Here is a 4,836-nt window from a genome sequence, read left to right on the forward strand (position 1 = left end):
AAGGCCGCTCCTACAGGGATCGCGTTCTCCCCGCCCATTCCATGCACAGGAGATGTTCTGCGTGCAGACACCTATTCCCGTAACCGTACTCACCGGCTTCCTCGGCGCCGGCAAGACCACCCTGCTCAAGTACATGCTCAAGGCCGAGCATGGCCTGAAGATCGCCGTGATCGAGAACGAATTCAGCGAGGCCGGCATCGACAGCCAACTGCTCGGCGACGAGCCGGTGCAGGTGATGACCTTGGCCAATGGCTGCGTGTGCTGCAGCATCCATGGCGACCTCACCCGCGCCCTCTACCTGCTGCTCGAACGCCTGGATACAGGCGAAATCACCTTCGACCGCCTGGTGATCGAATGCACCGGCCTGGCCGACCCGGCGCCAGTGGCGCAAACCTTCTTCATCGATGAAGCGCTGCGTGAGCGCTATATCCTCGACGGCATCATCACCCTGGTCGACGCCGCCCATGCCGGGTTGCACCTGACCCAGACCATCGCCCAGGCTCAGGTCGGCTTTGCCGATCGCCTGCTGCTGAGCAAGACCGACCTGGTCGAGCCGGATGCGGTCGAGGCGCTGGGCGAGCGCCTGGCTCGCATCAATGGCCGGGCCCAGATCCGTGTGGTCGAGCATGGCCGCATTGACCTGGCGGAACTGCTGGATGTGCGGGGGTTCAACCTCAACCCTGATCTGGGCACAAACCTGAAGCCAACGCTACGCCCGCTGCTCAAGCCCGCTACCCCGGACCGCATCTCCACCTTGGTACTGCGCACGCAAACCGCTTTGGACATCGACCGCCTCAGCGACTTCATGAACGCGTTGCTGGAAACCCACGGCAAGCAGCTGTTGCGCTACAAGGGGGTGCTGAACATTGCCGGTGAGGCTCGCAAGCTGGTGTTCCAGGGCGTGCTCAAGCTCTACGGCTTCGATTGGGATGCCGAATGGGCCGAGGATGAAACCCGCGAAAGCGTAATGGTATTCATCGCCGACGATCTGCCGGAAGCTACGATTCGGGCTGGGTTCGAGGCGCTGGCTGCGCGCTGAGCTGGCGCGCCGTCTGCGCCTGAAACCATTGTGGCCAGGAGCTGCGGTGGCGGGTCTCGACCTCGATGCACGGGATCAGGCGCTCGCTCAGTAGCGCCGTCTGCCGTACCGCTTTGGCCGTGCGGTACTTGACGCTGTGAATGCACTCGCGATCGCCAAACTCGCAACGGTTCAGCGCGGTACCGCCGCAAGGGCCGTTGGCCAGGCCCTTGGGGCAGGTTTCGGGGCAGATGTACAGGGTGTCTTCCAGGCGGCAACGGCCGCAGGTGTCACAGCCTACCAGCGGCTGCTTCACCGCGCGCTCCACCGTATGCAGTACCTGTGCGCCAAGGCGCGTGGTCCACAACGGCTGACGCACGGCCCAGCCGAATGCCTTGCTCAAGCCGTTGCGGCGGCTGAACAGCAGCGCGTGCATGCCATGCATCAGGTGGTAGCGCGTTTTCTCCGTGAGCGAGGCAGCGACCCGTGACTCACCCTGGCGCCAGGCTGCCTGTGGCGGGTGGAAACTGACCGCCGACAGGCCAGGCATCTGCCAACTGGCGTGCCAGGCCGGTGCCCAGTGTTCCAGCGTTTCGATTTGCGCTTGCCAATGCTCGATGCGTGCTTCCAGCGCCAGCAGTTGCTTGAGATCGTGAATCCCTGACAGATGCACACCGGCATAGCCCATCAGTTTGACGCCGATTATCTGCAACGCCAGGCGGTCGACGCTACGGGCCAGGGCAAAAGCCTTGGACTGGGCCGCTTCAGCTTCGAGCAGGTCGCGCATGGACGGCGTGACGGTCACCCCGGCGACATGGTCGAGCATCGCCGCCCGCCCGTGGGTCAGACTCATGAGGCAGGCCAGCATCGGCCTGGGCGTGGCCTGGCGGCTCATCCAGTGCATGGCTTCCTGATGTTTGCTGGCATCGAAGCCCAGTTGCAGGGTGAAAAAGTCGGCACCCGCCGCCAGCTTTTTCTCGGCCTTGAAGTACTGGGCGCCGCCTTCTTCCTCACGGTACTTGAACGGGTTGAGGGCCGCGCCGAGCAGCCAGTGCGGGCAGGCCTGGCGGGCAATCTGCAAGGCAGCGACCGACTCCAGGTAGCGCACCGGGCGCTGGCCAGGCTGGTGACCGGGCAGGCGGTCGCCAGTCAGCAGCAACAGCTGGTCGAGGCCGGCCGCATCCATGCGTTGCAGTTGGGCGAGCAAGTGATGGCGTTCGCGATCCTTGCCGGAGAAATGCGGCAGGGCGGGTACCGGGGTGCTGAAGGAAGCGAGGGCGTCCAGCGGTGACATGTCCAGCGGGCTGCCGACGCGGTCGCCGATGGCCACGGTCATTGGCCAGCCGCACAGGTGCGCGCGCGTCAGGATTGCCTCCATGGCAGCGAAACGTTCTGCGGACGGTTTGGGGACGAATTCCATGACGCAGACGAAGGTGTTTTCGCGCAGCGCGGTTTTCAGCAGGCTCATGGGCCGGGCACCTGTGTGGTCAGGGTGGCATTGTGCGGCAGATGCCGGTTGGGGTCATGTCCGGATGCGCAGGGTGCTGCTCTGAATGAGACATGGGTTGTTTCTGCTGCGGCCTGTCGTCGGCACCACAGGGCCCTGATCATGAGGAAATCTTGAGTTCATCTCAAATTTAATGAGTTTGTTTCAAGAAGGCTGCGCCCGGACAATCCCCTCATTCATTTTGCATGCTGAGGGACAGGACATGGCACTGGCACACAACCTGGGTTTTCCACGTATCGGCCACGACCGCGAGCTGAAAAAGGCCCAGGAAGCCTTCTGGAAGGGCGAACTCGACGAAGCCGGCCTGCGCGCCGTGGGCCGCGAGCTGCGTGCCCGGCATTGGCAGGTACAGAAAGACGCCGGCATCGAATTGCTGCCGGTCGGCGACTTCGCCTGGTACGACCAGGTGCTGACCCACTCGCTGACCTTTGGCGTCATCCCCCAACGCTTTGCCAGCAACGATCCTGCCGGGCCCACCCTGCAGACCCTGTTCGCCATGGCCCGGGGTGCCGTCGGGGACAGCTGCTGTGGCGGCGCCCATGCCCAGGAAATGACCAAGTGGTTCGATACCAACTACCACTATCTGGTCCCCGAGTTCACCGCTGACCAGCAATTCGTCCTCAGCTGGGAACAGCTGTTCGAAGAAGTGGAAGAAGCCCAGGCCCTGGGCCATGTGGTCAAACCAGTGGTGATCGGCCCGCTGACCTATTTGTGGCTGGGCAAGGCCAAGGGCGGCGATTTCGACAAACTGGAGCTGCTCGACCGCCTGTTGCCGCTGTATGACCAGATCCTCAACCGCCTGGCTGCCCAAGGCGTGGAGTGGGTGCAGCTGGACGAGCCGATCCTGGCCCTGGACTTGCCCCAGGACTGGAAGAACGCCTATGAGCGCGTCTACAACATCATTCAGCGCGCGCCGCTGAAGAAGCTGATCGCCACCTATTTCGGCGGCCTGGAAGACAACCTTGGCCTGGCCGCCAACCTGCCGGTCGATGGCCTGCACATCGACCTGGTGCGGGCGCCCGAGCAGTACCCCACCATCCTCGACCGCCTGCCGGCCTACAAGGTGCTGTCACTGGGCCTGGTCAATGGCCGCAATGTCTGGCGCTGCGACCTGGAGAAGGCGCTGGAGGTGTTGCGCCATGCCCATGAACGCCTGGGTGAGCGGCTGTGGGTGGCACCGTCCTGCTCGCTGCTGCACAGCCCGGTGGATCTGGCCCGTGAAGACCAGCTGGATGCCGAGCTGCAAAGCTGGCTGGCCTTTGCCGTGCAGAAATGCCAGGAAGTGGCGCTGCTGGCCAGGGCCATCGACGACTCGCAGGCCGCTGATGTCGCTGCAGCCCTGGCGCATAGCCGGGCCGTGCAGGCCAGCCGCGCTGCCTCGCCGCGCATCCACAAGCCCGCCGTACAAGCCCGCCTGGCCGCCATCAAGCCCGCCGACAGCCAGCGCCAGTCGGCGTTTGCCCAGCGTATCGTCAAGCAGCGTGCGCAGCTCGGCCTGCCAGCGTTCCCGACCACCACCATTGGTTCGTTTCCGCAGACTCCGGCCATCCGTCTGGCGCGCCAGGCCTACAAGCAGGGCAAGCTGACCGAGGCCGATTATGTCGAGGCCATGCACAGCGAGATCCGCCATGCGGTGAAGATCCAGGAGGATCTGGGCCTGGATGTGCTGGTACACGGCGAGGCCGAGCGCAACGACATGGTCGAGTACTTCGCCGAGCAGCTCGACGGCTATGCGTTCACCCGCTTCGGCTGGGTGCAGAGCTATGGCTCGCGCTGCGTGAAGCCGGCAGTGATCGTCGGTGACCTGAGCCGGCCGAAGGCCATGACCGTGGAATGGATCAAGTATGCCCAGAGCCTGACCGGCAAGGTGATGAAGGGCATGCTGACCGGCCCGGTGACCATGCTGATGTGGTCGTTCCCGCGCGAGGACGTGAGCCGTGAAGTGCAGGCGCGTCAGCTGGCACTGGCGATCCGCGACGAGGTGCTCGACCTGGAAGCGGCGGGGACCAGAATCGTGCAGATCGACGAAGCGGCCTTCCGCGAAGGCCTGCCGCTGCGCCACGCTGCCTGGGCCCACTACCTGGAGTGGGCCACCGAGGCCTTCCGCCTGTGTGCTTCGGGCGTGCGCGACGAAACCCAGATTCATACCCACATGTGCTACAGCGAGTTCAATGATGTAATCGAGTCGATTGCAGCGATGGATGCCGACGTGATCACCATCGAGACTTCGCGTTCGGACATGGAATTGCTGGCGGCGTTCGAGCGGTTTGCCTACCCCAACGAGATCGGACCGGGGGTATACGACATTCAC

The 4,836-nt window shown here is 64.1% G+C and carries 3 protein-coding genes; 2 read left to right on the forward strand and 1 reads right to left on the reverse strand.

Features of this window, described 5'->3' with window-relative positions:
* Nucleotides 1-61: 61 nt before the first annotated feature.
* On the forward strand, nucleotides 62-1,039 hold the full coding sequence (gene yjiA, locus B4L76_RS13725) for a GTPase (RefSeq protein ID WP_296233217.1): 978 nt from the start codon (nucleotides 62-64) through the stop codon (nucleotides 1,037-1,039).
* On the opposite strand, the gene B4L76_RS13730 is transcribed toward yjiA, so the two are convergent.
* The gene (locus tag B4L76_RS13730) at nucleotides 999-2,486 is read right to left on the reverse strand and encodes a methylenetetrahydrofolate reductase C-terminal domain-containing protein (protein ID WP_296233219.1); all 1,488 of its coding nucleotides are present in this window, start codon (nucleotides 2,484-2,486) and stop codon (nucleotides 999-1,001) included. The genes yjiA and B4L76_RS13730 overlap by 41 nt on opposite strands.
* 241 nt (nucleotides 2,487-2,727) lie before the next feature.
* On the opposite strand from B4L76_RS13730, the gene metE reads away from it, so the two are divergent.
* Nucleotides 2,728-4,836: 5-methyltetrahydropteroyltriglutamate--homocysteine S-methyltransferase (gene metE / locus B4L76_RS13735; RefSeq protein WP_296233220.1), on the forward strand; the 2,109-nt coding region annotated here is incomplete at its 3' end.

This window comes from Pseudomonas sp. UBA4617 (assembly GCF_002386445.1).
Lineage (GTDB): Bacteria > Pseudomonadota > Gammaproteobacteria > Pseudomonadales > Pseudomonadaceae > Aquipseudomonas.

Coding starts and splice junctions, on each gene's coding strand:
- B4L76_RS13730 (WP_296233219.1), bottom strand. CDS start 2,486: ATGAGCCTGCTGAAAACCGCGCTGCGCGAAAACACCTTCGTCTGCGTC.